Below are 26,893 nucleotides of genomic sequence, written 5' to 3' on the forward strand. Positions count from 1 at the left end.
AGATCTCCCAGCCGCCGCCGGCGCGGCGCCGGATCGTGGCGTTGCGGATCTCGACCGCGCCATCGGCGCGGGGCCGGAGCGGGCGGGTGTCGCGGTAGCGCACCCAGCCGATCTTCAGGATCTTCACCTCGGACCATTTCGCGTTCAGGCGCCGGACCGCGATCTCGCGCCCGACCTGGCGGAAGGCGTCGTCGCGCCCCTTGCGGCGCGGCTTCGGATAGCCGGCCCTTCCCTCGAAGAAATTCGCAAAGGCGCGATCGAGATCGATCAGCGCCTGGTTCTGCGCGGTCTGGCTCACCGCCCCGATCCAGTCGAAGGTGCGGCGCAGCTCGGAAAGCTCGCCCGACAGGCCCTTGGCACCGAAGGTCCGGGACCTGCCGCCGCCGTAGCGGCGCCCGCCCCAGGTGCGGCGCTGCTCGAGCGCGAGGTTGTAGACGAGGCGGGTCACGCCGGCGGTCCGCGCCATGAGGGCGTCCTGCTCGGGCGTCGGCTTCAGGCGATAGACGTGGCCGCGGATCACTTCCATGATGCGAGAATAGGGTGCGGCGGTTCACCGAGCAAGGGACGTGGACAAAGATATTCGCATTTTGTCAACACGACGGATCAGGCATCGCCGCGAGGCGGCGATCGGTATGTTTTCTGGCCCTATCCCTCCACGACCTGAAGGACGGGGCTTCCCGGGCATTTTGGTGAAAGCTGGTCTTCCAGAACCCCGAGTGCGAGCCGGATCATGCTGTCGCTCTCCTATAAGGAACAAGGCCCGCCGCTGTCTCGCGACCGGCCAAGGGCCGTTTCATCGAGGCCTCAGGCCGCCATTGCCATGCCCGGCGCGTCCTCGACCGCGCTGTTGAGCCGCAGGTGGCGCTCCTGAAGCGCCGCCATGTCGGTGAACCAGTTCGTGACGACCGCGTCCCGCGAGCCCGACGGGAAGATCTCGCGCACCTTGCGCAGGGCCCAGGCCTCGTCCTTGCCGTACCTGATGCAGCAGCGGTAGATGGCGGCCATGCGCCAGCAGGTGCGGGTGGCGTCCTGCCCGGCGAGGCGATGGATGGCGGCGGGGGCGATCTTGCTCATCTGAGGTCTCCATGCGGGTATGAGATGATGGAACCGCAACCACGCGAAAAAGAGAAGCACTGTTGGCGTTCGTCCCCGAGTCGGTGCGCCGCCGCCGAGGCCGCCTTGGACGAAAAGGATCCCAGGCCGGCCTCCAGGCCATTTTGGACATTGCGAAAATGAGAAACGGCGCCATGTCGGCTTGATGGAGGCGGCGCCCCGTAACCCCGCCCGAAACGGAGACAGACATGAAGGCAATCAAGACCACGCTCGCCCTGATCCTCTGCTGCGCAGCCCTTCCGGCCGTAGCTGCCGGCATCGGCGCCACCCCGACGAAAGTGTCCATCGTGGCCACGAAATCCACGGAGGCTGGTGACTTCCAGGCGGCTGCCGAGGAGTTCAAGGCGCAGATCAAGGACCGGCGCGAGGCGAAGAAGGCCGACCTGAAGGCGAAGCACGACACCCGCAAGGCGGTTCGGAAGGCCAAGAAGGATGCGCGCAAGGCGCTGCAGGAGGCCAGGCAGCTCGCCAAAAAGGCCAAGGGGCACCGCCCCGTCGAAGCGCCGGCGGACACCACGACCCCCGCTCTGGACGAGGTGACCTCCGGAATCGTCACCACCGAAGATCCGGTGGCACCCGAGGTCACCATCCCGGATGGCTGGACCGACCCGATCCTGGACGGGGTCGTGTCGAACTGAACGGCCGGACGGCGAGAGCCGCATCCTCCCGAACCTCAAAGGCCGCGGATAGTCTCCGCGGCCTTTTTTCTTGGCTGGCACGGCCTGACGGCCGCGGCGAGCCGCCGCCATCGCCTATCCCTCCCCGACCTGAAGGACGGGGTCTCCCGGGCATTTTGATGATTGATCAGGTAGCGCATCGTGCCTTCGTTTCTACCAGGCCATGTCCGGAGCGTCATGGTCCGGTTTGCGCGATACCGCCTCCAGTTCCGTCCAGAGCGCCTTCAGCGCAGGCTCTTCCGGCCCGATCCACTCGCTGGCCCGGGGTTCGACCGACTGTCCGCATTCGTGGCAACGATCCGGACAGGGCGCGGAGCAATCCTGCGTCCAGGACGGTGCGTCATCACCCCGTCCGGCCGCCACATCGCAGCCGCGATGCTCGTACCGGTTCCGGAAAACGATAGGGTTGCCTTCGACGTCGGTGCCATGCCACCCGAAGGCGGGCATTTCGGCGAGGTCTGCGCGGGTCCGGATCTCGCGCGGCAGCCCCTCGTAGGGGCCGTCATCCGTGTCGATGGGAGTGGCCTCCACGGGCGCCTTCTCGGGGGCGAGATCGAACCCGTCGAGTTCGCGCCGCATGATCGCCCAGAGCGAGGTCTTCTCCGGGTAGAAGGTGATCTCGCCGTCGAAACGGGGTTCCCGGTCCATTCTCCCCGGAAGGCCGATGCGAACGAGGCTCGAGATATCAATGCCGTCGATCCCGCCAAAGGCATGCGCGGCCCGGAAGATCTCGCGCAGACCCTCGGCGGAGGTCATCGGAAACCGCTCCTCGTCGCCGTGATGGCCGGGCCGGACGATCGTGTCGCCCTCGAGCCGCGCGCCGACTGTCGCAAGCGCCGAGGGGATGTTCTTCCCGGAAAGGAAGACGGTCCCCGATCTCAGGAGGAAGACCGCATCATCGCCGCCAACGCAGGTTTCCGGAACGGATTCGGCGGCATCGGCCCGGAAGTCCCCGTCGAACTCCGCGCTCTCCGCGCGCATGAGGACCGTTCCGCATTTCGGATCGATGTCCCCGAGATTGATCCAGCCCATGTCCGTCTCCGTTTCGTCGCATGACCTCTGAGAATCATAACTGCAAAATCAGAAAATCCCGGCACCTCAATCGATCCAGTGATCCGTGAAGCCTGTCCGATCCCGGCGCGATCCACCGGAAAATGGTGCGCCATTCCTGTGCCGATGCACCCGCCGCTTCTTCGGCCAGCCTGCCAGGATGGCAAGCACGGCCAGAATAAAGCACAGCGGGTACGGGGCCATCAGCAGATCCCGGCCGCCCCGGAAGATCACGAATGCGGCCACGGCGAGCGCCAAGGTCCGGGCGAGGCCGAGCCCTGACGGTCGCTCCAGGCGGACATCCTGCCAAGGGAAACGGCCAGGCTCCGTCCGGCGTCTCGGAGAGACCATTATATCAGATCCTTTCAGGTTTCTTTCGACGCATCAGCAGGCCGCCGCGGCCTCGATCCGGCGCCGGAAGTTCTTCGCGGTGCGCATCTCGGCGAGGGCCACCTCGTCTCCGGGATCGAGCTCCGCGACCTCCTCGTCGGTCTCTTCCCCGGTGAGCCCGTAGTTGCCCTCCATGAGGATCAGCTCGCGATCGAAGTATTCCATCAGGTCCTGGAAGAGCTGAGCCAGATCGGCGGCAGCCGCGGCTTTCGCCGGCGCGGTGGTCGTGGTCATCTTAATCCTTGTCGGTTCTTCCTGGCCTTGCCGGTTTCTCTGGCCGGCCGGCAGCGGTGTTCATCATGCATAAAATCGGGTCGCGAATTTCATTTTTTCGCATATCCAAAATATCATGTTCCCGGCGGCCGTAAAGCGGGGAAAAGATGATCGAGGATTTCGGACAGAAGATCGACGGTGCCGCCAAGGACCGCTGGCGCGGCTTCCTCGACCGGATGCGCGAGGTGGCCGATGCCGACATCGCGGCGGAACCGCTCGCGCGCTCCTTTCCGGAGCCGAACTGGCGCGCCCTTCTCGGCGAGGGCGCCGACCCCTGGATGCTGGCTTTCGTGCGCGCGACGCGCGATCTCATTCCTGCGAAGCCGCGCGGCTTCAAGCTTGCGGCCTGGGCCGTGAAGGTGCGGGAGACGCGCCGGTTCTGCATGGATCTCCTGGCCGGCGACGTCTCCGCCGACCGGCTTCGGGAGCGCCTCGCCGCGCCGAACCATGCCGCCCTGGCGCGGAAGGTCGCGGGCCCGATGGAACTCTACGTGACCCTCGGCCATGAGCGGAGCCTGAAGGGCCACGATCTCGTCGAGGCCTCCTATACGCGGCTTGACGGCATCCGCTACGACCCGCCGCTGACCCGCTGGGAGGTCACGCGCGAGAAAAGCGTCCGGTTCTCGGAGATACTCACCCATGGCGCGACGCGCGGCGAGGCGATCGACGGCTTTCGCCGGCGTCTCGAGGCCGAAGCGGAGGCCGCGACCGGCAAGGCGATGAAATTCGACCTCTACAAGCGCCGCAACACCGGGACCACGGTCCATATCGGGCGCAAGCTCGGCAAGGAATTCGTCGACCTCGCCTCGTTTGCGAGCGCCAACGAGGCGCGGCGCTACCTCGTCGAGCACTACGACGATCTCGTGGCGCGGTTCGAGGCGCTGAAACGGCTCCCGGCGGAGCGCCGCGCCGGCAACGACCCGCGCGTGGGGCCTGGCCGCCGCGGCGGCCGCGACATCACGCCGGAGGCGTTTTCCGGGGCGTTCGGATTCCGCGGCGTGCAGTTCGGCAACTACGTCGAGAAGGCGCGGCGCCAGCAGGACCTCAACGATGCCTGGGACGCGTTGATGGACCTGTCAGAAGTCCTCGGCTGCGCGCCCGAGGCGCTCTCGCTCGGCGGCAGGCTCGGCCTTGCCTTTGGCGCCCGCGGCTCGGGCGGCATCGGTGCGGCAGCGGCGCATTACGAACCTGGCCAGGTCGTCATAAACCTCACCAAGACCCGCGGCGCGGGCTCGCTCGCCCATGAATGGTTCCACGCGATCGACAACCATCTCGGCCGGCGCACCGGATCGCCCGGCAACTATGCGGTGGAATGCCCGGGCGAGAAGCTCGGCCAGCTCACGCTCGAGGATCGCGAGGAGCTCCGGGCGCTGGCCGCGGTCGCGGCCGCGATCCGGCAGACCGGGATCCCGCTGCGTTCGGAGATGATGGACCGGACGCGCTCCACCCCCTATTGGGGCACGATGCGCGAGATGGCGGCCAGGAGCTTCGAGGCCTGGGTGATCGACGCGCTCGATGCGCGCGGGATCCGCAACGACTACCTCGCCAACGTGGTGCCGGAGGCGGTCTACGAGGCCGAGGCGGCACTGATGGGCCTGCCTACGGCGCGTTATCCCTATCCGCGCGCGGCCGAGATGCCGGCGATCCGGGGTGTCTTCACCCGCGCCTTCGCGCCAGAAAGCCCGCTTTCCCGGACCCTCGGCGCGTTCGATGGCGCGGCGGCGCGCGTCAAGGAGGAGTTGGCCGCGATCCGGGAACTGCCGGCCGAGGACGCCTGGGCGGATATCGGGCCGGACGAAGAGATCCGGTTCGATTGATCCAGGCCTGAACTTCGCGCCATCCGGAAATCCACATTCCTCCACCGCGAGATCGAGTATTCCGCGCCCTGGAGTTGACCGGCAAGGACAATCCCGGCGCGATTGGCCCTACCCGGCGCCTTGCGGTTTTCCGGAGACCTCCACCCGTGGCGCAAATGCTCCGCAAGACTCTCCCGCATCCCTGATTTTCGCGTGAAATCACCCGTCCCGACAATGCGAAAACGCAAGGAGTATTGTTGTTGATCATAGGCTTGGAGCGTATCATTAATCCAACACGTTCACCTCAGAGATTCACGGGGCGCGCCATGAAGGAACTTCGACTTTCGCATCGCAACCGCGGTTTCGCCCTGGTCGAACTGGTCTGCGCCCTCGCGGTCGGCCTCGGCGTGATCGCCGGCGGCCTCGTCTTTTACGGGGAGATGCAGGAGAACTCGACCAGCAACCACATCATGCGGAGCATGACGTTCGTTCAGTCTACCGTTTCCTCGCGTCTTCCCGATATCGAAAGACAGAGCACGGTAAAGGTGTCCTCCACGATCGGAATCGATGCCCTGCCCGGATTTACCGATACCGGGGATGGCGCTCTCAGGCATGACTGGGCCAAGGGCGGCGTCACATTCGATCGCCTTGGCAAGGGCGTCGTGCGTTTCTCGCTCGACGGTGTCACCAGCCGGCGCTGCCGCAAGCTCGCTTCGCGTCTGGCCAGCGCCGACGTGACGCCTGGCTTCCAGTCGCACCTGGTCATCGGGAACACCGTATTCGACGGATACATGTCCGGCTCCGTCGACAGGATCGTGGCGGCCTGCGATTCCGAAGCGAACAGTGTCGGTCTTATCATGGCATCGAGCACCCCGACCTTGCGCATCGTGAGTGCCGATCAGGGGCTCGTCCTCGCCAGCATGGAGGGGGGTGGCGCAAGCCCGACGGCTCCGGCTTTCCTGCCCGGGTTGCCCGGCCAGACGCCAGGCGGTGGATCGCCCTCCATCACGATGCTGGCTGGCGATCTGGATGGTGGGGCGGGTGGCACCCCGACCGGTGTCGCGTCGTCCGGCGTGGCCGGGACGGAGACGAGCGGCGGGACCGGTGCGGGCACCCCGACCGATGTCGCGTCGTCCGGCGTGGCCGGGACGGAGACGAGCGGCGGGACCGGTGCGGGCACTGGCGCCCTGACAGATACCGCCATTGCTGGCGTGGCCGGGACGGAGACCGCCGCGACGGAGGCTGGGACGACGGGTTCCGACAGCGGCGTAACGGTGCCTGACTACCAGATGAGCGGCATCAAGTTCCCGAACGGCAACGGCCTGTCTGAAAAGACCGTGACCTCTTCCAACGTCACCGAAATTGCGGATGGCGTCGACGTCAGCGGCCAGACGATCAAGATCTGGGGTGATGGTGATCCGACGATCCGTCTCGCGGACGGCGAGCGCAGCACTGAGGGTCTGGTTGGCGATAGTGGCACCAACATCAAGATGGACATGCCCGAATGCGGCGGCTCCTACACCATCTACATTGAGACCGAGGATGGCGAGATCGGCGCCTACACGCTCGACAACATCAACACCAAGAAAGGCGGCGGGGTTTCCTGCTGAGCCTAAGCGGTCCGGGCGCGCTCAGAAACCGGGCCCGGACCGGCTCCCGTCCATCTCGTCCCGCCAGTCTTCCGGGATGGAGAGCCCGACCTCCGCAAAGGCCAGCTCAAGGCGTTCGGCATCGACCTCATCCCATTCGATGTCGTCCGGGTCCGGGCGCCAGTCGCCCGTCTTCCAGGCATCGGCGAGCGCGAAGGCCGGATCGATCCCCGGTACCGGCCCCGGCGCCGCGATCCAGGACGCGGCTTTCCGGAACCAGGACCGCGGCCGCTGACCGATCTCGACCCCATCGACGGCCGGGCAGGAGCGCCGCACCGGGATCAGGATTTCGAGCCGCCGCGGGATCTGCGTCGTCCAGCCCGCGGCATGGACCGCGCTCACCCCGCCGAGCACCGCTCCGGGAAAGAGGTAGGCGATCGCCTCCATGCGCCGCTCGGATGCGGCCTCCGGGTTGCGCAGGAGGTTGAAATGGACCCCGGTCCGGGGTCCGAGAGAGGATACGAAGCCCATCTCCTTCCAGCGCGCGATGTAGGTCGACGCGAGGTTCGTGTCGCCGCCAAGCATCGCGGCCGCGGTGTTCAGCGTGAAGACCTCCGGGAGTTCCCGGAGCCGGTCAAAGGCACGGATCCGGGTATTCATCCTGCGGCTCCTTCTTCCTGTCCTGTGCCGACGCCAGGGTTTCAACCTCGGTGGCGATCCGGTCGATCCCGCTTCGCACCGTGGCGACCATCTCGCGCACCCCGTCTCCCCGGAGGCTGTCCCAGAGCCGATCCGGCAGCCATTTGCGCAGATCAGGGTCCGCCTCGGCGATGATCGCTTCCGGATCGCGTTCCAGGAACCGCCGGAGTGCCGCCGCGGGCGGGAGGCCCTCGAGCGTGTCATAGGCGGTCACATGGTGAAGGAAGCGTTCCGCCATCCCGGAGGCGTCGACCTCGATCTGGCGGCCGATCCACCAGAGGTCGAAGACGTCGCGCCATTTCAGGTGCGTCCGGGTTGCGAAGGCGGTGAGCTTGTCGGCATAGGCCGCCTCGAGCGTCGCCGCCGGCAGGGGCTGCGAGACCCGCGAGACGAGGTCTCCATCCTTCAGCGGATAGGCGAAGCGCGTCTGGTAACCGTCGAGATAGCCAGGATCGACCTGCCAGAACTCGGCCTTGACCTTGGCATTGCCGATGACCTTCCGGGATGAGATCGCCACGCGGTAGTTGAGAAGGTTCGACCCGGGTTTCGTCTTCGGCGTGATCTCGACGGAAAGATCGGGATCGATCGCGAACAGAAGGTCCTGCATCCTTTTCCGGATCTTCGGCATCAACTCATCCATGCGCGAACCGAGATCGCGGTTCAGGAGGAAGTCGAGATCCTCCGAGAAACGCGGCGATCGCCACGACAGGTGCAGGGAGGTGCCGCCATGGAAGGCGAACTGGCGCGCCTGCAGCACCGCCGAGGAGGTGAGCGCGTCGATGAAGACCATGTGGCCGAGGTCGGACCATCGCCTGGCGGTGTCCGGATCGAGGGGGCGTCGTTGCTGCTTCATCATTCAACCCAACAAATATGTTACACTAAATGTTGGTTTGTGATGGGCTTGTCAACAGGAATGTGCTTCCCGGACAGGTTCAGATATCCATCTGGTGCTGCGCGTGAGTTTCCGGAACGCGGTCGGGCGCGGGGGTGAAGCCGACGGCTCGCCCGAGGAGCGTGGCATTCGGAAATGTTGGCGCCTCGACGCCGTCGCGCCAGGCTTCGGGATCGGCCTCGAGCGTGGCGCGAAGCTCCATCAGGAGCCGTCCAAGCACGTTGCAGCCGACGAGCGTGCCGTCGGATTGGGGCTTCGCGCCCCAGAACGGATCCCGCGTCGAGATCTCGACGATCGGCCGTCCGGCAGCGCCCTCGAAGAGCTCCAGAAAACGCGCGCGGTTCTGGCTGAGCTTCAGGCGGAGCGCATGGCGCATGACGGCGACGTTCACGTCATGCCAGTCCTTTCGGCTCCGATCGAGGAACTCGTAGGCCTTGCGCTTGGCGATCATCGGGGAAGTCTCCGCGAGGATCTTCTCCTGGATTTCCGGAAGATGCGGAAACCGCATCGCCTGGTAATAGGCCTCGGTCGAGCGAACCGGGATGCCCTCCACGACGATGGGCCAGCCTCCTGCCATGTTCGAAAAGCCGCCATGGGCCTCGTTCGTCCGCCGGAACCCGGCAACCTCGGAAGCGCGGTATTCTCTCGTGCTGACGGACATCATCGCCATTCCTCCCTTTGATCCCGGCCGAAGCACTGGGGCTCCGGAGAACGTGGCGGGTAGCCCTCATGATCCCCATCCGGTCGCCCGATCATGATGATGCGGCACGGCGAAAATACCTAGCGCCGACCGGTTCCCGGCTCTCAGCGGCGGCGTCAACTCTTCCTGCGGAAGATCAGGGGTGGCAGCCGGTCCGACCTGAAGGACGGGGTCTCCCGGGCGTTTTGATGACCGGCAAGCCATTCAAAAACCTGGCTCATCCGCTTCGGGAGCCTTGGCCTCCGGCAGGGAGACGATGCGCCCGCCCTTGCAGACCATTTCCCGGACGGCCCGCTCGAGATAGTCGAAGGTGCCGTTGCTCTGCTGGCCGACCCATTTCGTGCCGTCATGCCATCCCCAGGTGGCGCCGTCGGCGGCCTCCCACCCCCAGGGTGTGCGAGTCTGGGTTCGTGCCGGCCGCGCCAGGAGCGCCATCCCCTCCGCCTCGACCACCACCCACATCGGGGGATAGCCATGAAGGCCGTAGGCGGATCGGGTGCGCGGCTCGGTGCAGAGGACGATTTGCAGCAGCTCCTCCTGGCCGAAGCGGATCGGTGTCGCGTCAGTTGAAGGCAAGGTGTTTTCCTGTCCGCTCTGGCGGGTGGGTGTCTCAGGGCGCAAGGTCGTCCTCCTCCGGATCCTCGTACTCGGCCGGCGTGACACGGCGGCCCGAGAGCCTCACCTGCCCAGCCTCGATCGAGACCGAGCGCCGGTGGTCGCGTCCGGAAAGTCCCTCCCAGGTGATGATGAACTCTCCGTCCGTCGTGCTGCCGGCCGCGGTCCCGATCATCTCCATCACGCCGGCAAGCCCGGCCGCGAAGGCTTCCGGGGAGAAGTTGCCGTCGATCCCGGGCCGCCAGGCGGCGTCATTGTCGAACCAGAGCCGGTCCCTGCCGAGCTCGAGCCCCTTCACGTTCGAGGTCACGTCCTCGCGGCGGATGAACTCCGTCACCGTGCGGATCGCCGCCTCCGGAAGGGGCGGGGCGATGGTCACGAACCCGATGATGTATCTCTTGTAGCTCATGGTTGCTCCTTCCTGTGTGCAAGGCCCTCCCGGACTCAGCCGGGTCCGGGCGCATATTCATCGCCCTCGTCTGCGGCGGGCGCCGAAAACGCCTCCAGGACGGTGGCGAGGGGGTCGCCAAACCCGATCGGAGCGGTGGCCGAGGGGGCGGATGCATGGAGGAGTTCCGCGCGGGAGCCGACGAAGCCGGAATCGACCCGGATCTGTGCCACATCCGCATAGATGGCCTGCGACGCCATGCGCAGGATGCCAGTCACCTCGGGCGGAAGCCCCATGGATTTGGCGGACGCCTTGATGAAGCTCTCGGCGGCCCCGTGGCCCTGAAGGACGCCGGCCAGGACCCCGATCACGCTCAGCGACGCGGACTCCCGCGACAGGCCCGCATCGGTAAGCTGTACCATCAGCCCGTCGACACGGCCTCGCAGGCCGCGGTCCGATGACAGCATGGCCTCCGCCATCCGCGTCACGTCTTCCGCGGTGACCAGGCCGGCCCGGGCGTCGATGCCGGCGAGGGAGCGCAGGCTTTCCTTGAAGGACTCGCGCGCTTCATCCGCTGTTGCCAGGCCTGCGAGTTGCTTCTCGACCTCGAGGCGGACGGCCGACTGGCGGTCCGTCAGGGCGATGCCGCCCGCCGCCAGGCCGTCATAGGCGCCGGAGGCATAGGTGAGCTGGTACTCCACCGTCGCGCCGTGTCCGGCCCGCTGGAGGTCGAGTTCGCGGACGTCTCCGCCGGCGGCCCAGGCCGCCATCGCCAGCGCCGCCGCGGAGCCGGTCAGCGTGAGGGCCCAGAGGCCGATCCTGGAACGGGGAGTCAGGGACATTCGCGGCAATCCTGGATGGTATCTGTTCACCCGGGATAATGCTGTAGCGATGCGAAAACACGAATGGTTTTTGACATGTTTCAGCCTGTGGGCCGGTTCCGGAACGGCCTCGGGGAGCAAATTGCGTTTTCCGCAATTTGCTCAGCGCAGCCAGGTTCGCCCCTACGGCTCCGGCGTTTCGCTTCCGGCAGCGGGCCGCTTCAGTTCGGCGACCTCCTTCTCGAGCGCCTTGATCCTGAAGCGTGCGCCGTTCAGCACCCGGGCATATTCCGGGGAATGCCCGGCCCTCGACCCGTTCGCCACGATCTCGAAATAGGGTTTCTCGAGACCGTTTTCCCGGATCAGCTTCTCGATCTCGGCGTCCCGCGCGGTGCGGCGGTCCATGTCGGAAAGCGCGCGCGCCCGCAGCTTGTCGCGCTCATCCGCGACGATCTTGCAACGCACCGTGAGCGCGGCGATCGTCCGCTCGACATCGCCCTCGTCCGGCCGCTCCATGAGCTCCTCCGGCTCGAGCGGCGCCAGCGCCTCGTATTGAGCCACCGCGCGCCGGTCGAGATCCCGGAACGCGTCCGAGGCGTCCCGGAATGTGGGCACCCCCTCGACCAGAGCCTCACGCGCGATCAGAACCGCGGGTAGTCCGCGGGCGAGCGCCGCGCCGGCGAGAAGATAGTCTCCGGGCGCGAGCGGCGCCTCGAGGATGAGGCCGCGCGCGCCGTCGAGATCGGCGATCCCGGAAGCCGGCCGGACGCTCTTGCGGAACTCGTGCTGCAGGTTGCGGGCCCTTGTCGCCGCCCTGGACTTCTCCCAGCTCTCCTCGCCGGTTCCGGCGACGCAGTAGGAGTAGGGCAACGTGCCAGAGGTATGGCGTTCCGTGAGGATGGCGCGAAGCCCATGCATCGCGAGTGCGGTCTCGGATTTCAGCGCATCGAGATCCCCGGCAGCTTCGAGATGCCGGAAGAGTCCGGAAAAGAGCGTGTCCAGCGTGGCGTCGGATGTCGTCGTCCCGATCTGGCGCGTGGTGCTTTCATTCAGGTCGCGCTCGGCCTGGTAGAGAAGCGTCCAGGCCGCATCCTCGCTTGCATCCCCCTCGCCGCGCGAGATGGCATGCAGATGATCGAACATCTCGCCAAGGACCTTGCGGACCGCCTCTGGATCGGCGCGCAGAACCTGGTAGGTGAATGTGCGGCTGTTCACGGCGGCAGTCCTCCAGTTTTCCGGAAAGTCGGCAGGCCAGGCCTGAGGACCTAAATCCCGTGTGGCTATCCTCTATCCTTCCCGCACCAACGTCGCGAGGCGATCGAGGATCGCCGGCACGCGCCTGGGATCCTGCCCGGCCAGCAGGGCGGGCTCCATGCGGAACCTCCCGAAGCGGTCATAGCCCGCGGCGACGACGACCGGATGAAACCCGCCCGGCCGCGCGGCGAAGAGCTGGAACTCGCCACCTCCGGGAAGGTTCACCATCCTGGCGTCGTACGGGAAGACCAGGGTGTGGATCGTTCCGGGAAGCGGGTAGTCCCGCGCGACCCGCTCCACGAGCGGCGACGGCTCGACCGAGGTCGTGATGAGCTCGGGATCGAGCCGGCTCACGAACCGGGTGACGTGGAATCCCACGTCGTTGTTGTAGGCGCGCCAGGCCGAGACGCCGAGGGAGGCCTTGGCGAGAAGAAGGCCGGCAATGAGGGGCAGTCCCATGGTCCACGCTCCGGTAATGGCTGATTTGGTCTGTTTTTCGCATTCAAGGAAATACACCACCACGGGTTGCCGATCAATGCGCAACCGGCCGTGCTGCGAAGGCCGTCGCCGTGCTTGAAGACGGAAACATCCTCGGGGAGCAGGAAGAACTGAAGGGCTGCTTGCTGAATTGCCCCGAGCGGGAGAATATGCGCGGCGTCCGCGTAATCCGGGGGCTCGCAATATATTTTTTCGCATTTTCTCGGCCTTGCTGACTCGGCCTCATCGTCGCGATCAGGGCGCCGGATCGGTATCCGGGGATGCCGCGGGTGCCTCGGCATCGAAAGGGTCCGCCGGAAACGGGGCGGCGGGTTCCCCGTCCGCGGCCCGGTATTCCGGGTTGATGGACCTCATGAAGGCCACGAGCTCCGGGGTCTCCGGCCGCCTGAATACCGAAAGGTCTTCGCCGTCATTCCGGAAGGCCGGGATTGCGAGCCAGGAAACCCGGCCGATCCCGGCCGGCAGGAGGCCGATCGCCTCGTGCCCGACATTGCCGTTCGCCTCCGACTGGAGCAAGTCCGACATCCGGAACGCCGCGTATCCCTCGTCGGCGAAGCGGCAGAAGTCCCCGACCCGGTTGTGCGCGCTGTAGCCGAGCGCCTCCTCGGACCATTCCGGATGCCGGATCTCCAGGCCTTCCGGAAGGAGGATCAGAAGCTGTCCGGGAAGCCGCCAGTCCGCGGGCATGATCCGGGAGCCCCCATCGCGGTACCGGAGGGAGACGTCGAACATGCCGGTGGCATCAGGCTCGTAGCCGAGCGCCCGGATGTGATCGTCGAGATCGCCGAGGGTCGGCCAGCCGGGCGGGATCCGCCAGCTCCAGGCCCGCAGCCCGTCCCAGCTGACGTCGAGGTCGTCGAGCGTCACCCCGGCCCTCTCGAGCGCCCAGAGCGTCACCGGGTTCTCGCCGCGGGACGGCCGGATCGCATCGTCGCGCCTGTAGCCGTCCGTCGCGGAGATCGTCGTCCGCACGCCGGCGCGCGGGATATAGGCCTGCGCGACCGAGGGCGTGCGGGCGGTCCAGAACACGCCGTCATAGGCGCCGCCCCGGATCTCCCCCTCGATCGCCTCGCAGGTCCCGTGGAAGAGAACGCCCAGGCGGCTGAGGTCGGCGAAGGAGCGGCATGAGGACAGGGCCTGGCGGACCCGTTCCGGGTTGCGGCCCTCGGCGATCGAGAGACTTTCGTTCATGGGTTCACCAGATCAGGCTCGGGGCGTCGCGGACATCCTACGGCAGACCTGCGAAAAACGTTCAGGAATGCGGCGACCCACATTGTCGCATTCGCTTTTCGCACTTCCGGTCTATCATTCCCGGGAAACCTGGAGGGCAAGATGCGCCACTACGACTACGAAACCCGGCTCCGGATCTCGGTCCACAGCGAGACCTGGACCCCGGCGGACCTCGAGGCCGGCGACACCGACAAGCGCGAGACGCTCTACGGCCGCGAGGAGATCGAGATCGCAGATCTCGACGCGATCGTCGCCATGGGTGGCTTCGACACCCCCTCGAGCTCGGTGCCGGACGCCCGCACCTGGTTCGAGAACTCGACGCCGCCGATGACGCGGGACCGGATCGAGAAGGGGATCGAACTCCATTACAGCCTGCATATCCATGAGGTCGACGGCCGCCCGGCGGACACCGAGGACATCGTCGCGATCGGCGAGCTCCTCGGCATCGTCTTCGGTGGGGCCCCTGACCTCGAGGACCGGCGCCGGGCCCGCGCCGACGCCGCCTTCGAGGCCGCCGACTTCGGCGGTATCGACGTGGCCGGGACGAGCGGCTGGGAAACGGACGGCGAGCACCGGCTCGCACGCACGGTCTATCTCGACTATGGCGGCGAGACGAGCCACCCGATGCGCTTCGCGGTCGAGTTCAAGCCGTGGATGGCGCTGCACGGCGAGCCCGAATTCGAGTTGCCGGAGATCCCGGAGGCCGCGCCGAAGATCTTCGGCTACTACGTCGACCTCGACGAGCGCGGCGAGTTCCGCGCCGACGTGCGCGATGCGGAGGGAAAGACCGTCTTCGAGATCCACTGCTCGGACGAGGAGGGATGGGACATCTTCGAGGACGGCTTCATGAAGAACAAGGAGGACATCTCCGGCCTGCAGGAGCATCTTTCCGCGCTCGGCATTCTCGGAAAGGGAGCGGAGCTGCTTTCGATGAGCGCGTTCGAGAGCCGTCTCGAGGCGGACCGCGAATGCGAGCCCGGGTTCTGAATCAGCACGTCACCAAATAAGGAACGGCCGGGTACGTGCCCGGCCAGCCGCCCCGCCCCGCGGCCCTGTCAGGTTCCGGCGGGGCCCGCGCCGCGGCGGCGCGCCACCATCCCTCCCGGCGCTATGGTCAGGAACAGGCTGAAGGCCCAGCCCACGAACGGGACGAGGAGCAGCAGCACCGCCCATCCGGTCATGCCGACGTCCCGGCATCTCTGGGCGGAGGTCGCGAGGGATACGGCGAGAAGCCCGACGAAGCCTGCGAGCACGACGAGAAGCCAGGCGAGGGTCATGACCGTGCTCTCGAACGTCACCGTCGTGGCGGCGAAGAGCGCAGCGAGGGCGGCAAGCATGGCGAGGTTCAGCAGGAGATAGCTCCGCCGGTTGCGGCGGCCGCGGAGGACGAACAGGCCTGCGGGGGCGGGCGGGGTCATTTCAATCTTCCTTTTTCGCAAATAAGTCGACGGGCCGGGAGATCCTGGCCCGTCTTCCTCACTGTCGCAGAAATGCGAAAAAGAGTCTCTCGTGAAAAACGTTCATCCACAAGAAAGCCGATTGCCAAAACCCGATCGACTGCAAGCCGGGCCCGGATTCTGATCATCAGGCCGAGAAGAAGCTCTCCATCACCTGTTCGGTCTCCCGTTCCCGCTCCTCGGCCGAGCGCCCCTGCCAGGCCAGGAAGTTCGCCTCGCTGCCATTTTCCTGGCGGCGAAGCTTCTCGTCCAGCCGGAGATCGCGCAGGTGGCGGCTTTCCATCTTCATGTCGATCGCCGCGAGGAGACGCATCAGACGAGGATGGGCGCTGCCCTGGTGCGAGATGCCGTCGATGAGCGCGACCCCCCCGACAAGGGGAGGCCCCATCCTCGAGACGGACCGGAGCCAGTTCGTCGCGGCGGCGAGATGGCGGCCGTCGAGATGATCGTTCTCCGCGGCGTCGATACGCACCCGGTTCCCGTCACGTACCATGAAGAGGAAGGAATCCGGCTGGTTGCTGATCGCAAGATAGGCCGTGATGGTTTTTCCCTGCACCATGCAGCCGCGCAGCATGATGCCGGGGGCGATGTTGGCGGCATCGGTAGAGGAGAGGTCCCGCAGACCCGCCTCGTCCATGAGCACGCCGTCATGCCGGCCGAGATCGAAACGCGCGATCGGATGGCCGTCGATGCTGAGCCAAACGTGGCTTCCGCCCTTCGAATGCGCCATCATCCGATTGGGCAGGAGATCCCTGTTCCGGCCGGAAAGCGTGAGGATGTTGCGGCCGATGAGTGGGGCGCGGATGCCGTGGCTACCCGTCGGAAGTGTCAGTCTCATGGGTAATGCTTTTCATCAGGTTGCGATCCGCGCGATGGTAAGGGCGGGCGGCGAAAATGCGGAGCGTCGTTTTTTTCGCAAACCCGTCGAAGCGACCGCGCCCGCCGGCGCCGGACGACCCTCAGCGGGAGATCGCTTGCATATTGATTTTCAACGATTATTTAAGCTTCCCGGAAAGCGCGTCCCGATGCTAGTCTCGATGGATTGACGCTGCCCTTCATTCCTGATCCGGATTTGCCCCATGCCTGATGCTGACATTCGCCTGCGGGAGATCACCGCGAAGCTCCTCAATGCCGATCCCGACCGGATCTCCCCCGCCAGCAGGTTCGTCGACGATCTTGGCGCGGGAAGTCTCGAGACCGTCGAGCTGGTGATGGCCTTCGAGGACGCGTTCGGGATCGAGATCCCCGACGACGTCATCGAGACGCTCGAGACCGTCGGGGCGGCCGCGTCCTATATCAGGTTGGCCGGGGGCCGGACGAGCTTGGCCGCCTAGCAGTTCCGGCTCGCCGGAACCGGATGGACGATACCCTCGTGCTCGATCACCTCTTCATCCTCGTCGAAGGGTGCCGGAGACGCGTTCATCGCGTCGAGGACACGGTCGATGTCGACGCCGCGCTCGCGATCCGAGACGAGGTCGCAGGCGATCCCGCCGTTCAGCCAGTAGAGGCTGCCCCATCCCATCCGCTCGACGCGGAAGCCGTTGCGCGCCGCCCAGGCCCGGGTCTCGTTGTCCGGAACCGGGCTGCCATCCGCATAGGGCTCGTTCATGTAGAGCACCCCGCCCGTCTCCGGGTCGCGCCAGTAGAGCCCGTGATCCGCGCCGGGGTAGTCGGCGCGGCCCGCGCGCCCGTAGCGGATATCCTTTGGATAGCTGATGCTGTGAGGCTGGAGGCCGGTCGCCTCGACGAACTGGAGCGTGCGGGCAACCCTGCCGACGTCGAGGATCGCATGATCCCTCGTCTCCCAGGTGAAGGTGCCTGCGACGTGATCCTCCGCCTCGATCCGGAAGCCCATGAGGCGCGGGCAGGTCTCGAAGGCGCGCGCATCGGTGATCTCGGTCACCAGCTTGTCGAGTCTGATCCTGGCCTCGATCGTCCCGCACACGCCGGCATCGCGGCTGCGCCAATGGGCGGTGACCAGGATCTCGCGGGCCGGGATCCTTTCGGAGCCTCGTCCGCCCTTGCGGTTGAGGAAATTCGTGAAGTTCCCGAACCCGGCCTGCTTCGCGGCGAGGTTCAGGGCCTCGGTATGGGTGACGCCCATTTCGCGCTTGATGCTCTTGGCCAGGCGCTTCAGCCCGTCCTCGCTCTTGGGGCGGATTCCGCTCGTATCCATGACATGCTCTCCATCGACCCCGCGATTTCGTCGCCCGCCAACCGAAAACGAGGTCCTGGACAGAAGTCAGGACATTCAAGGAACTGGACAGTGCCGCAAAGCAGCTTCGCACCGGCGGGCGGCCGGCCCCTGCGATCGGGCCGTGGCACCGAAGTTAAGCCGGTTCCCGGGATATTTCAAGCGCGGCGCAGGACCGGAAAATGGAAACGGCCGCCCGAAGGCGGCCGTGGACAGGTATCGGGCCGGAGGGCCGGTTACATGCCGAGTACGGGCTCGGCGGACCTATCAACGCGCCGCTCGAGTTCCGCGGCGATCTCGAGGATCCTGGCGACCCGGCCCTGGTGACGCCCCCACAGTTCCCGGGAGAGCACGAGATAGGCGATCGCCTCTGAGCTTCCCCCGGAGATGATGCCGGACGCAGGGTTGCTGTCTTCCTCAAGGGTCTGGCCAGCCAGACCCTTGAGGACATGCGGCTCGAACCTCATGCCGATCCGGATCAATTCCTCGACCTCCGCGTCGGGGCCATCCGTCAGCATGGTGTGCAGGATGCGGCCGTAGAGGATTCCGGGCGTGGTATCGCCCTCGAAGGCCCCGAGAACCCTGCCGGCCTCGTCGGGATCGTTCGCGGCGAGAAGATCCGTCACCAGGGCCGAGCGAACGCCCAGGTTGTCATTCGGGTTGAGCTCGATCATCTGCTTGAAGATCTGAACCGCGCGGTCGGCCTCGCCATCCGCGCGAAGCTGAAAGGCGAGATGGTACTCGGCGCGCATGTAGTCCCGGGTTTCGAGAAGGCCGTAGAAATAGCCTTTCTCCTCCTCGAAAAACGCCTCGCCGAGAGCCTTGCGCTCGGCCGCAACGGCCCGCTCGAGAGCCTTGATGCTCTTGCGCGGCAGATGCATGAGCGGATCGGCCAAGGCGGTGATCCGCCGCCAGGCCTGCAACGGGAACGGACCGGCCGGCGTGTCGGAGGGCCGGTTCAGGAAGTGGTGGTAGTTATGGAAGCCGCCCTGCTTCGCGGCGCGATCAAGCGCCTCGGCATGCGGAATTCCGGTTTCGGCCTTGATGCGCTTGGCCAGGCGTTTCACGCCCTCTTCGGTAGTCGGGGTGATGGTTTTGCCGTTCTTCATCTCGATCTCCTGACCTCGTCGTTTCGTCGCCCGCCTACCGAAAACGAGGTCCTGGAAGAGAGAGTCAGGACGGTCGGATTGTATCGCTGCAGCGCCGATCACGGCTTCGCCCTGGCGGGCGGCAGGCCGCTGCGTGGTCCGGCCTTGGCGAATCGATATCCGTTTCCGGCGGACGATTCAAGAGGCGGGAGAACCTGGTGGTTCGGCATCCGATTCATGAACCACAAGCAGGATCGGATCACCACCATTGAGGAGGATCCTTTTGCGAAAATAGAAAATCTATTTCAATGATGATTCTCGTCTTGCGCTTCCATTGAATCTGGACTACTTATCGTCGTCAGGCAGCCGCCGCGGCACTCGCAGGCCGAAAGAGCAATTCGGAAGACCCACCAGAATTCAGTTGATCAGCCATGCCTCAATGTGGCTCGAGTCCAACTTGCGAGCGATCGAGCAGATGGAGATGGACATGATCCTGACACGCGACAGCTTTCGAAACTACAAGACCGCCCTCATGAGCATCGAGGGCCATCCCGGCTCCGCCCGGCTGGGAGAGGCCATGGCGCGCGGCTTCGGCTTTCCCGATCATCACGCGCTCAAGCAGCACTTCGACGAGGAGGATGCGCGGCTCGACTGGGAGCCCGAGGTCGTTCCCTTCGAGTTCGACGCCTTCGTCGGGTTCAACGCCGACCACCCGCGCCAGACCGTTCTCGACATGGCCATGACCCTCTGCTTTCTCCATGACGGCGTGATCATGATCGAGGATATCGGCTCTTACGAGGAGATCCGGGGTGGACGGGTCATGTTGACCGCGCTGCTGCCGGAGGCCTGGAAGGCGGCCGCGACCACCTATCTCGAGGAGGTCTTCCGGCATTTCGGGCCCCGGACCTGGGCCTTCAGGCCCTACACGGACCTCTGGACCGCCGTGGACGACTTCGAGAGCGAAAGCCTCGATGCCACCGGCACCCTGAGGGCGCGGAGCGGGGCGGAGCCGGTCTTCGTCCCGATCGGCGGTCGGGATCTCGACCTCCTCCAGGATCACGACAGCGCGGGGAACCTGGCCCTCAACCTCTTCCTGGAAAGCTGTTTCCTGCGCATCCGCGACAGCATTCCGGAGGATGCCCGGGGGTATTTCCGCTATCTCGCCGTCGACCAGGCGGGGGTCCGCGCGGTCCTGCGTTGCGACGATGAGGATGAGCCAGTGGAGATCGTCTACCTTCAGCTCTGACCGGAGCGATGAAGCATGTCTTTCACGTCCGGCAAAGGTCCGGGCGTGATCTCGAAACCGACAGGCCACATGGGAGCCGCAGCATGAGTATCGAAATCAGCATCGTCGAGATGGACAATCTTCCGGCCCGGATCCGCCTGGAGCAGAAGCCCTGGAAATCTGGCGGTCTCGTCGCCCCGGTCATCGATCCGGACGGCGAGGAACGTGGCACCGCCGATATGCTCCTGGTCGGCACGATCCCGCAGGTGGCTGACCGCGTGAAGTCGCCCGACGGCCGGCTCGTTCCGGCGCCGAAGGCGACGCTCGTCCTCACCGTCCCCTTCGAGCGCGCGGTCACCCGCATAATCGCGGGCAAGGACGGGCGGAACGTGACCCGCGCCGAGATCCTCGCCGCGATCCATGAGACCTATGCCGAGGCCTACCGGCTCGAGGGCGCGGCGGTGGCGCCGGAGCCGGCCGGTGGCGGCACCGAGGGCCCGATCGGGATCTTCGGCGAGAACTGGGGCGCGCTCGTGATCGAGGACATCTTCATCCACAAGATCGGGGATGACTACTGGGTCGCGCCGGTCGTCGGCACCTGATATGGGAAGCGGCCGGGATGGTGCGGATATCGTCCCGGCCGAACCGAAACGTGACACGTGGGATGCGAAAAATGAACACGATTGCCGGAAAAGACCTGATCGGGCTCGGCTTCGAGCCGGCGCCCTGGTTCGGCGAGGTGCTGCGCGAGGCCAATGGCCGCAATCTCTCGATCAGCCAGGCCGCGCGCCTGGCGCGCGACCGCATCGAGGCGATCGCCGCCGCCGAGGAGGAACGCCGGGCTCGCGAGATCCCCTTGCGCGACTCGCCCGCGCCCTACCGCTTCAACATCACCGTTGAGGACGAGGGCGAGGAAGCCAACGTGGCCGCCGTGCGGGAAACCTTCGATGAGCTGATGCGCACGCCGACGCTTGAGGCGGGGGCGGTGATGCCGGACGCCTGCCCGGCCGGTCCGATGGGCACTATCCCTGTCGGCGGTGTGGTCGCCGCGCGCGACGCGATCCATCCCGGCATGCATTCGGCCGACATCTGCTGCTCGATGACCGCGACGGTCGTCGATGGGGTGAGCCCGGCCGAGCTTCTCGACGCGATCCATGCGGTGACGCATTTCGGCCCGGGCGGCCGGAAGCGGCACGAGGAATTCGACCTTCCGAAGGATCTCCGGGAGGCCTTCGATGCCAACCCGTTCCTCACCGACCAGAAGATCCGGTCGCGCGCCCGGTCCGACTTCGGCACCTGCGGCGACGGCAACCACTTCAACTTCGTGGGAATCTCCGAGGCGACCGGCAAGACCATCCTCGTGAGCCATTTCGGCTCGCGCGGTCCCGGCGCGCTCCTTTACAAGGCCGGCATGTCCGTAGCGGAAAGGGTCTGTCAGGAGATCTCCCCGGAAACCCTGCCCGGCAATGCTTGGATCCCGTTCGGGAGCGATGAGGGGCGGGACTACTGGTCCGCGCTGCAGTTCATCCGTGAATGGACCCGTCTCAGCCACGCGGCGCTGCATGACGCGGCGATCGCGCATCTCGGCCCGAAGGCCACGGCCGCCGACAGGCTATGGAACGAGCACAACTTCGTCTTCCGCGAGGAGGACGAGAAAGGTTCGCTCTTCTGGCACGCCAAGGGTGCGACGCCGATCCACACGCCGTTTCTGCCCGATACGGATGGCACCCAGATTGTGCCCCTGAACATGAGCCAGCCGATCCTCTTCGTGCGGGGCGAGCGCAGCGACACGAATCTTGGCTTCGCGCCGCATGGGGCGGGACGCAACCTGTCGCGCACCCAGCACAAGCGGTCCATGGAGGGCGAGAGCGATGCGGCGATCTTCGCGCGCGAGACGGCCGGCATCGACGCGCGTTTCTTCTGCGGCAAGATCGATGTCTCCGAACTGCCCTCCGCCTACAAGGATGCGGACCGGGTCCAGGCGGACATGAAACGGTTCGGGCTTTGCGATGTGACCGACCGGATCCTGCCGCATGGCGCGATCATGGCTGGCGACTGGGAGGCGAATGCGCCGTGGAGGAGGAAGAAATGAGGAAAGCCGACGAAATCGCCTTGGACGACGAGGGTGAGTTCTTGATGACCTCGACGACGGTTGAGCGATTCCCTGACACCAATTTGCTGCATTACCGTGTCTCGGTCTTGGGCGAAAAAGAGGATGAGATCGGCTATCTCGATGCCTATGCCTGGTGCTCCGGCGACCTTTATCTCCAGCTCGAAGATCGGGATCTGGATGATATCCTTTTCGATTTTGATGCGGTGAGCCGCGACCTCAGCTCGCTGGCGTACGATTTCCCGGAAAAGCTCGATGCCGTGGAAAAGAAACTGGGCGCGTTCGGATGCGATATCTTTCCATCGACCCTGCTCTTGCTGAACACGATGTCGGTTCATGAAGACTTTCGTGGTCAGGGGGTTGGCCTTTTCCTCCTGCACAGCATGCGCGACCTGATGGTCGGACGCGACACGATCGCGATCCTTCATGCGACACCATTCCAGGAGACACTTGCGGCGGCTCCTGAGGGTTTGATGAGACAAAGGGAGCGTGAGGCGCGCAAGAAGATCTCGGCGTATTACCGGGCTGACCGCTCGCTCGGCTTCTTCAAGCCGAAGCGGAGTGCGGATGACATTCTCCATGTCGCGCATTGGGTGAACCAGGCGATGTCCGATTGCCACTTCGGGCCGGTCTTCCGGAGACTCCGTGAGGCGGCCGCGGCCTGATGAATACGTTCCTCCTCGACATCACTCTGATCGACGCGCCTTCAGCCTCTCGAGAATGGCTGCGCGGCGATCCTGGCCGCCGAAGAAGACCGCGAGAAGGCGGACGGTCCGCCTGCCCTCGTCCAGATCGAAATAGAGGATGGCGCGTTCTTTCGTATTCGGCAAGGTTGGCCGTACTTTTGATATTGGGATCTGCCATCGGCATTTTCACCCGCCCAGCCCATGATGGGCAAATCCATTTCATGCCGCACAAGAGGAAAGCCCGCGATGAAGCGACCCGTCCAGAATATCGGCGGAATCGACGTCCCCATGACGCTGCCGCCCGGGGAACTGAACCCGGCCGAAGCCATGGCGGCCGCGATCGCCGCGCGCCCCGGCTATGATCGCCGGAATGACGCGACGGCCGTGAACGACGCGGCCAAGGCCTTCGCGGCGGAGGTCTTCCTGTCCGTCGCCGGGGATCTCGCCTTCCTCGCGCGCGAGCGCGCAACGCTCTCCTCGGAATCCGGCTGGGAGGCGCGGCTCGTCGACGGCCCATCGCCGCAGGCTGTCGACCTCCTCATCGAACACCCGGAGGAGCCGGGCGGCTGGCTCGTCAGCATCCATTTCCGGGAGCAGTTCACGCCGGAGGCGTCCGAGCGCCATGACGCCCTCCTGGCCAGGAAGCGGCAGGAATGGAAGGACATGGGCAAGACCGAAAAAGAGATCATGATCATGGAGATCTTTGACAGGAGCGCCGAGATCAAGGCCTTCGGGAAGGACCGCGCCAATTACCGACCCGCCCGGCCCGGAGACCGGATCGAGCGCCTCTCCGGGACGGCTCTAAACCTCGGCGCCCGCGGATATCCGGAGGCGATCGAGGCGTCCGATGCGTCGCCGGCCAGAGAGGTCCTCCCTCTGCGCAAGCACCCGGAGGGATGGTGGCGCGGCATCGCGCTCGAGATCAGTCCGCAGATCCGGCCTTCCGGAGAAGACATGCCCGGCACGGCGGATCGGGGCCGGTCAGGGTTCCTGGCCGACCTGCAGCTCCTGCGGATCCTGGGCGACCTCGCCGACAGCAACGGCTTCGGCGAGCGCATGGACGCGCGGACGCGCGAGCTTGCCGCGACCTCCTGGGTGCATTTCGGCGACGAGCGGCGCCTTGCCTTGGCCGAGGCAGGGCTTGCGGTGGCAACCTTCTCCGGCGGCCGGATCGACGGCGCGGTCCTCGAGGAGCTCGCCCATTTCTCCTCCTGGTGCGCGGCCCACGATCTCGGGCAGAACCTCGAGGACATCGAGGCGCTCGGCCGGAACCTCATCGCCGCAGGCGTGACCTCGCGCGAGTCCGCGTACGACTGCAACGACCTGCGCGACATCGGCCATGCCGGACAGGGTGAGGATGGCGCGCTCTGGCTCCGCACGGAGACACAGCACGGCACCTACCGCCTCGAGATCCGCGAGCGCCAGGTTCTCGCCTACCGGGAGCCTGGGACGCTCGTCGGCCGCTTCGCCCGCGGACCTGGCGGGCTGGAGCCGGATTACGGCCCCGCCGCGGATGGCGCGGGCGGGATCCCCCACACGGCACGCATGGTGCGCGACATGAACGGGATCATCGCTTCCCTCGCGAGCATGGCCTGCTGCTTCGATGAGGATCACCCGAAAGAGGACGAGACGCCGGCGCCGTGACCGTATAAGAAACCGGGTCTGCAGGCTTTCGCCAGCAGACCCGGCCCAGTAGGACCGCGGGTGCCGTGAGTGGTGGATAAGGCGGGCCTTTTCAACGAGGGATCCCGCGGTCGCGAGTGCCGCAGGCAGTTCTTGTCTCTCATCGACTGCTCGATGTTGGCGCGCTTATTCGCGATGAAATGGGCGATGTCAACTCGGCTTTTTCGCGGACCCAAGCCAGGACGGCGCTGCACCACCTACCATGTGAACGGCTGGTCTTCTTGCGATGCGCGAACCCGCGTGTTGTGCTTGCGGACCTCGGCATGGAGGGCGCCGTCGAACCCGTCGAGCAGGCGCTCGGCGATCCCGACCACGCGCATGTTCGGCATCGCCCCCGGCGCGGCGGCGTAGACCGCATCCGCGACACGGCCGGCGAGATCGGCCGATCCGGGCTCGCGCCGGAGCGCGACATGGCCGAGCGCCAGGAGCGCCACCGCCGGCGAGCGCGACATGCCCAAGTGGCAATGGACGAGAAGCGTGCCGCCGTCGCCCGGCAGGTGCGCATCGACCGCGGCGATCACCTTCCTGCCATCTTCCAGAGTGGGCGCTATGAAGTCCCGCAGGACCTGGTCGACATCATGGAAGGCGAGGGAAAGAACCGGGCAGTCGACACCGGCGAGCGCGATGCGTGCCCTGGCGGGATCCCGGCTGCCCGGATCGAAGATGTCGTCCGGGTCGGTGATCGAGATCACGAGGTCCGGGCGGGTGCGCTCCAGGGCCCGGGCGAGACCGTAGATGCCGGTGATGACGACCGCGGTCATGCCTTGCCTCCCTGGAGCTTGCCGGTCAGGCGTCGTAGGGCGGCATCGGGCAGGTCTCCTCCTCGAACCCGATATGCCAGAGGATACCCTTGGCACCCTTCGGATTCGCCCAGCCATAGGCGATATGACCGGCGCTGGCGGCATACTTGCCGACCCCGAGCGCGACGTCGTCGCTCCAGGTCCCGTCGACCGGACCCGCATAGAGGCCGTAGTCCGTCAGGACCTTCTGGACCTGGATGCGGCAGGCGGACGGCACCGAGGCGAAGGCCTTCTCCATGGTGCCCGAATTCTCGATCGTCGGTTTCGGCAGCGGCGGCAGGCGGTAGGCGTCGTCCCGCTCGGCCATCGCGGCGACGGGCAGGAGGGAGAGTGCGAGGGCGGCGGCGAGACGGGCGGGAAACTTGTGCATGGGGAACTCATGGTTGATTTTGCGCAGGATACCTTTTTTGCTTTTCGCAGTCCTCGCAGGAGTTGGGGAATCCACAGTTTTCGGCGTACGCCCTTGCGCCGCGTCACATCGCGAGAGCGCCACCCGCATCGGCCGGCGGTTCGAACTCCATCTCCGTAAGCATCTCCGTGTCGACCGACCGCTGGTAGTCCCAGTCCTGCTCGAAATCCTCGGCATCGAGGAAGACGTCGCCGCGGCGGTCGATCATGAGACGGCCGGACAGCCGGTAGTTCTCGTCGAAATCCGCGATCTCGCACCGGATGAGCGCGGGCGCGAGCTTGCGCAGTTCCGCCGCGAGCGCCTCTGGCATCCGGGAGCCGGCGCCCTGGAAGGCGGGATCGATGGAGGTCCCGTCGCCGTCGCGATTCAGGTGGACGACCGCATCGCGGCCGGCCTGGCGGAGAGTCTCGACGACCCAGGCGAGAAGGCCCTCCGGGCTGGTCTCACCCTGATCGATCCCGGCCTCGTCCTGCGGCTCGGAGCGCGCAAGGGCGTCCCAGGCCGCCTGGATCTTCTCGATCGGCGTGGCCATCGTGAAGCCGTCACCTCGCGGACGGAAGCCCCGAACCGACTTGTGGTAGTCGGAATATTCGGTGAGGAGGAGGTATTTCTCCATCTCGAGCGGCGTCTTGACCCCGATCTCGGCCCAGTGCTCGGGATCCTCGGTGAGGATGCCCATCCAGCTCCCGTCGATCGGGTTTTCCGCGAGCCATTTCGCGATGGCGTTGGTCAGCTTGAAATAGGCCGGCAGGTCGGCGCAGAGGGCGCAGTCGGCCGTGATGCAGGCCGCCGAGATGCTGCCGGTTTCCCGGATCCGGCCGATCGCCGCCGCGATCGCGGCATCGGGATCGTCGAATTCGAGGGTCTGGTAGGGCCGCAGCGTGCCGTTGGACCAGCCGTTCACCGGATCGTAAAGGTTGACCTTGTGCGCCATCCGGCATTCTCCCTTCGGGTTTTCCGCTCCCGCACGAGTATAGCCGGGCCCGGAGAAAGCCCGCAGCGCATTTCGGGCGCTATCCCTCCCCGACCTGAAGGACGGTGGCTCCCGGGCATTTTGGTGAAGCGGGTCGACATATAGGCTTTTCACGGCGCACTTCCCTTCTTGGCGAGATGACCGTGAACTCTCCCCGCCCTGAAGGGCGGGGCTTCAGGATCACGAACCGGCGGAAGCCGGTGCGTTGATGCCGTCATTTTTCTCTTCCCGCTTCCGCCATGCCAGTGCAGTGGGCTCCCCGGGCTGACACGACCGTTCCGGC

At 66.0% G+C, this 26,893-nt stretch carries 34 protein-coding genes; 12 read left to right on the forward strand and 22 right to left on the reverse strand.

Annotated features, from left to right (window positions below; all coding sequences use genetic code 11):
- Both OM960_RS22520 and OM960_RS22525 read right to left on the reverse strand, forming a co-directional pair.
- The coding region (locus OM960_RS22520) for a helix-turn-helix domain-containing protein (RefSeq protein ID WP_264773540.1) at positions 1-526 on the reverse strand (526 nt) is incomplete at its 3' end.
- A gap of 278 nt (positions 527-804) precedes the next feature.
- Entirely contained in the window at positions 805-1,074 is a 270-nt protein-coding gene (locus OM960_RS22525; protein WP_264773541.1) for a hypothetical protein, read from the reverse strand.
- Between the two features lie 227 nt (positions 1,075-1,301).
- Here OM960_RS22525 and OM960_RS22530 point away from each other — a divergent pair, with 227 nt between their 5' ends.
- A complete protein-coding gene (locus tag OM960_RS22530) occupies positions 1,302-1,751 on the forward strand; it encodes a hypothetical protein (RefSeq protein ID WP_264773542.1) in 450 nt (149 codons plus the stop codon).
- 192 nt (positions 1,752-1,943) lie between these two features.
- Here OM960_RS22530 and OM960_RS22535 read toward each other — a convergent pair whose 3' ends face one another.
- The 3 genes from OM960_RS22535 to OM960_RS22545 all read right to left on the reverse strand — a co-directional run bounded on the left by OM960_RS22535 (position 1,944) and on the right by OM960_RS22545 (position 3,464).
- Positions 1,944-2,822, reverse strand: a complete 879-nt coding sequence (locus OM960_RS22535; RefSeq protein WP_264773543.1) for a hypothetical protein — start codon at positions 2,820-2,822, stop codon at positions 1,944-1,946.
- A gap of 66 nt (positions 2,823-2,888) precedes the next feature.
- Positions 2,889-3,098, reverse strand: coding sequence for a hypothetical protein (locus OM960_RS22540; protein ID WP_264773544.1), 210 nt, complete (start codon positions 3,096-3,098; stop codon positions 2,889-2,891).
- 126 nt (positions 3,099-3,224) lie between these two features.
- Positions 3,225-3,464, reverse strand: coding sequence for a hypothetical protein (locus OM960_RS22545; RefSeq protein WP_264773545.1), 240 nt, complete (start codon positions 3,462-3,464; stop codon positions 3,225-3,227).
- A gap of 146 nt (positions 3,465-3,610) precedes the next feature.
- Here OM960_RS22545 and OM960_RS22550 point away from each other — a divergent pair, with 146 nt between their 5' ends.
- Together OM960_RS22550 and OM960_RS22555 are read left to right on the forward strand one after the other, a co-directional pair.
- On the forward strand, positions 3,611-5,320 hold the full coding sequence (locus OM960_RS22550; protein WP_264773546.1) for an LPD5 domain-containing protein: 1,710 nt from the start codon (positions 3,611-3,613) through the stop codon (positions 5,318-5,320).
- Positions 5,321-5,625: 305 nt separating this feature from the next.
- Complete coding sequence (locus OM960_RS22555; protein WP_264773547.1) at positions 5,626-6,909, forward strand: hypothetical protein; 1,284 nt, start codon at positions 5,626-5,628, stop codon at positions 6,907-6,909.
- Positions 6,910-6,930: 21 nt separating this feature from the next.
- On the opposite strand, the gene OM960_RS22560 is transcribed toward OM960_RS22555, so the two are convergent.
- From OM960_RS22560 to OM960_RS22600, 9 genes are all read right to left on the reverse strand, one after another.
- Positions 6,931-7,548 (reverse strand): hypothetical protein, encoded by a 618-nt coding sequence (locus OM960_RS22560; protein WP_264773548.1) that lies wholly within the window; start codon positions 7,546-7,548, stop codon positions 6,931-6,933.
- Complete coding sequence (locus OM960_RS22565) at positions 7,523-8,440, reverse strand: nucleotidyl transferase AbiEii/AbiGii toxin family protein (protein ID WP_264773549.1); 918 nt, start codon at positions 8,438-8,440, stop codon at positions 7,523-7,525. Before OM960_RS22565 ends, OM960_RS22560 begins: the two co-directional genes overlap by 26 nt.
- A 79-nt stretch (positions 8,441-8,519) precedes the next feature.
- Positions 8,520-9,140, reverse strand: coding sequence for an NADAR family protein (locus OM960_RS22570; RefSeq protein ID WP_264773550.1), 621 nt, complete (start codon positions 9,138-9,140; stop codon positions 8,520-8,522).
- 243 nt (positions 9,141-9,383) lie between these two features.
- Positions 9,384-9,755, reverse strand: a complete 372-nt coding sequence (locus OM960_RS22575) for a hypothetical protein (protein ID WP_264773551.1) — start codon at positions 9,753-9,755, stop codon at positions 9,384-9,386.
- Between the two features lie 34 nt (positions 9,756-9,789).
- The gene (locus OM960_RS22580; RefSeq protein WP_264773552.1) at positions 9,790-10,203 is read right to left on the reverse strand and encodes a hypothetical protein; all 414 of its coding nucleotides are present in this window, start codon (positions 10,201-10,203) and stop codon (positions 9,790-9,792) included.
- A 35-nt stretch (positions 10,204-10,238) separates the two neighbouring features.
- The gene (locus OM960_RS22585) at positions 10,239-11,024 is read right to left on the reverse strand and encodes a hypothetical protein (RefSeq protein ID WP_264773553.1); all 786 of its coding nucleotides are present in this window, start codon (positions 11,022-11,024) and stop codon (positions 10,239-10,241) included.
- 162 nt (positions 11,025-11,186) lie between these two features.
- Complete coding sequence (locus OM960_RS22590) at positions 11,187-12,218, reverse strand: hypothetical protein (RefSeq protein WP_264773554.1); 1,032 nt, start codon at positions 12,216-12,218, stop codon at positions 11,187-11,189.
- A 72-nt stretch (positions 12,219-12,290) separates the two neighbouring features.
- Complete coding sequence (locus OM960_RS22595; RefSeq protein ID WP_264773555.1) at positions 12,291-12,716, reverse strand: hypothetical protein; 426 nt, start codon at positions 12,714-12,716, stop codon at positions 12,291-12,293.
- A 273-nt stretch (positions 12,717-12,989) separates the two neighbouring features.
- Positions 12,990-13,946 carry a hypothetical protein gene (locus OM960_RS22600; protein WP_264773556.1) on the reverse strand — a complete coding sequence of 319 codons (957 nt, stop codon included), beginning with the start codon at positions 13,944-13,946 and terminating at the stop codon, positions 12,990-12,992.
- Between the two features lie 141 nt (positions 13,947-14,087).
- Here OM960_RS22600 and OM960_RS22605 point away from each other — a divergent pair, with 141 nt between their 5' ends.
- Positions 14,088-14,972 carry a hypothetical protein gene (locus OM960_RS22605; protein ID WP_264773557.1) on the forward strand — a complete coding sequence of 295 codons (885 nt, stop codon included), beginning with the start codon at positions 14,088-14,090 and terminating at the stop codon, positions 14,970-14,972.
- 68 nt (positions 14,973-15,040) lie between these two features.
- Here OM960_RS22605 and OM960_RS22610 read toward each other — a convergent pair whose 3' ends face one another.
- Both OM960_RS22610 and OM960_RS22615 read right to left on the reverse strand, forming a co-directional pair.
- Positions 15,041-15,403 (reverse strand): DUF805 domain-containing protein, encoded by a 363-nt coding sequence (locus OM960_RS22610; RefSeq protein ID WP_264773558.1) that lies wholly within the window; start codon positions 15,401-15,403, stop codon positions 15,041-15,043.
- A gap of 166 nt (positions 15,404-15,569) precedes the next feature.
- The gene (locus OM960_RS22615; RefSeq protein WP_264773559.1) at positions 15,570-16,280 is read right to left on the reverse strand and encodes a hypothetical protein; all 711 of its coding nucleotides are present in this window, start codon (positions 16,278-16,280) and stop codon (positions 15,570-15,572) included.
- Between OM960_RS22615 and OM960_RS22620 the strand changes: the two genes are divergently transcribed.
- Positions 16,279-16,488: a hypothetical protein gene (locus OM960_RS22620; RefSeq protein ID WP_264773560.1), complete on the forward strand. Its 210-nt coding sequence runs from the start codon at positions 16,279-16,281 to the stop codon at positions 16,486-16,488. The genes OM960_RS22615 and OM960_RS22620 overlap by 2 nt on opposite strands.
- 33 nt (positions 16,489-16,521) lie before the next feature.
- Positions 16,522-16,776, forward strand: coding sequence for an acyl carrier protein (gene acpP / locus OM960_RS22625; RefSeq protein ID WP_264773561.1), 255 nt, complete (start codon positions 16,522-16,524; stop codon positions 16,774-16,776).
- Here the strand turns inward: acpP and OM960_RS22630 are convergent.
- The gene (locus OM960_RS22630; protein WP_264773562.1) at positions 16,773-17,618 is read right to left on the reverse strand and encodes a hypothetical protein; all 846 of its coding nucleotides are present in this window, start codon (positions 17,616-17,618) and stop codon (positions 16,773-16,775) included. The two genes, acpP and OM960_RS22630, sit on opposite strands and share 4 nt — an antisense overlap.
- A 254-nt stretch (positions 17,619-17,872) precedes the next feature.
- Positions 17,873-18,745 (reverse strand): tetratricopeptide repeat protein, encoded by an 873-nt coding sequence (locus OM960_RS22635; protein ID WP_264773563.1) that lies wholly within the window; start codon positions 18,743-18,745, stop codon positions 17,873-17,875.
- A gap of 78 nt (positions 18,746-18,823) precedes the next feature.
- Between OM960_RS22635 and OM960_RS22640 the strand changes: the two genes are divergently transcribed.
- The 5 genes from OM960_RS22640 (at position 18,824) to OM960_RS22660 (ending at position 22,724) form a co-directional block, all read left to right on the forward strand.
- Complete coding sequence (locus OM960_RS22640) at positions 18,824-19,036, forward strand: hypothetical protein (RefSeq protein WP_264773564.1); 213 nt, start codon at positions 18,824-18,826, stop codon at positions 19,034-19,036.
- 175 nt (positions 19,037-19,211) lie between these two features.
- Entirely contained in the window at positions 19,212-19,970 is a 759-nt protein-coding gene (locus OM960_RS22645; protein WP_264773565.1) for a hypothetical protein, read from the forward strand.
- A gap of 83 nt (positions 19,971-20,053) precedes the next feature.
- Positions 20,054-20,551, forward strand: coding sequence for a hypothetical protein (locus OM960_RS22650; protein WP_264773566.1), 498 nt, complete (start codon positions 20,054-20,056; stop codon positions 20,549-20,551).
- Positions 20,552-20,622: 71 nt separating this feature from the next.
- Positions 20,623-22,041, forward strand: a complete 1,419-nt coding sequence (locus OM960_RS22655) for an RtcB family protein (RefSeq protein ID WP_264773567.1) — start codon at positions 20,623-20,625, stop codon at positions 22,039-22,041.
- On the forward strand, positions 22,038-22,724 hold the full coding sequence (locus OM960_RS22660; protein ID WP_264773568.1) for a hypothetical protein: 687 nt from the start codon (positions 22,038-22,040) through the stop codon (positions 22,722-22,724). The genes OM960_RS22655 and OM960_RS22660 overlap by 4 nt, the downstream gene beginning before the upstream one ends.
- A gap of 21 nt (positions 22,725-22,745) precedes the next feature.
- On the opposite strand, the gene OM960_RS22665 is transcribed toward OM960_RS22660, so the two are convergent.
- Complete coding sequence (locus tag OM960_RS22665; protein ID WP_264773569.1) at positions 22,746-22,889, reverse strand: hypothetical protein; 144 nt, start codon at positions 22,887-22,889, stop codon at positions 22,746-22,748.
- A 102-nt stretch (positions 22,890-22,991) separates the two neighbouring features.
- Here OM960_RS22665 and OM960_RS22670 point away from each other — a divergent pair, with 102 nt between their 5' ends.
- The gene (locus OM960_RS22670; RefSeq protein ID WP_264773570.1) at positions 22,992-24,389 is read left to right on the forward strand and encodes a hypothetical protein; all 1,398 of its coding nucleotides are present in this window, start codon (positions 22,992-22,994) and stop codon (positions 24,387-24,389) included.
- Between the two features lie 236 nt (positions 24,390-24,625).
- Here the strand turns inward: OM960_RS22670 and OM960_RS22675 are convergent, their stop codons facing one another.
- From OM960_RS22675 to OM960_RS22685, 3 genes are all read right to left on the reverse strand, one after another.
- The gene (locus OM960_RS22675; protein WP_264773571.1) at positions 24,626-25,189 is read right to left on the reverse strand and encodes a hypothetical protein; all 564 of its coding nucleotides are present in this window, start codon (positions 25,187-25,189) and stop codon (positions 24,626-24,628) included.
- 25 nt (positions 25,190-25,214) lie between these two features.
- The gene (locus OM960_RS22680) at positions 25,215-25,598 is read right to left on the reverse strand and encodes a hypothetical protein (RefSeq protein WP_264773572.1); all 384 of its coding nucleotides are present in this window, start codon (positions 25,596-25,598) and stop codon (positions 25,215-25,217) included.
- Positions 25,599-25,701: 103 nt separating this feature from the next.
- The gene (locus OM960_RS22685) at positions 25,702-26,571 is read right to left on the reverse strand and encodes a hypothetical protein (RefSeq protein ID WP_264773573.1); all 870 of its coding nucleotides are present in this window, start codon (positions 26,569-26,571) and stop codon (positions 25,702-25,704) included.
- Positions 26,572-26,893 lie beyond the last annotated feature (322 nt).

Source organism: Defluviimonas salinarum (assembly GCF_026013545.1).
GTDB classification, from domain to species: domain Bacteria; phylum Pseudomonadota; class Alphaproteobacteria; order Rhodobacterales; family Rhodobacteraceae; genus Albidovulum; species Albidovulum salinarum.